This is a genomic window from Staphylococcus sp. EG-SA-14, from assembly GCF_017151935.1.
Taxonomy (GTDB): domain Bacteria; phylum Bacillota; class Bacilli; order Staphylococcales; family Staphylococcaceae; genus Staphylococcus; species Staphylococcus aureus.
Genome location: NZ_JACVZM010000057.1, coordinates 1 through 498, shown reverse-complemented (window position 1 = coordinate 498; position 498 = coordinate 1). Strand labels below are relative to the sequence as shown.

At 33.5% G+C, this 498-nt stretch carries 1 protein-coding gene; it reads right to left on the bottom strand.

Going from position 1 to position 498, the window contains the following annotated elements; genetic code table 11:
* The coding region (locus IDG63_RS14260) for an ABC transporter transmembrane domain-containing protein (protein ID WP_241012394.1) at positions 1 to 498 on the bottom strand (498 nt) is incomplete at both ends.

Below are 498 nucleotides of genomic sequence, written 5' to 3'. Positions count from 1 at the left end.
ACCTAATGTTGTCCCTTTTTCAATCGTGAAATGAATGTCATGTAATGCCACATTATCATCGTTTGGAAATTTAAAGGATTTAATGTCGACGTGAATATCCCCTTCAGGAATCATATCCGTCTTAACTTCCGTATCGACATCATTTGGAACATTAGTAATTTCATTAATTCTTTCATATGAAGCATGACCTCTTTGAACAATGTTAAAGAATAATCCAAGTGCGAGCAGTGGCCAAACCATCATCCCTAAATAAGTTGTAAATGTAACAAGTTGTCCAATTGTAATATCATCTTGAATCACCATTCTTGCGCCAAAGAATATCGCTAAAAAATAACTCACACCAATTACTGACATAATCGTTGGATCAAACAATGCATCAATTTTAGAAACTTTTAAATTTTTGTATACGACATCATCACTTAGTTGCTTAAAATCTGCTTGATCGTCTTTTTCATAACCGAATGTCTTTCTAACTTTTATCCCAGCAATACTCTCTTG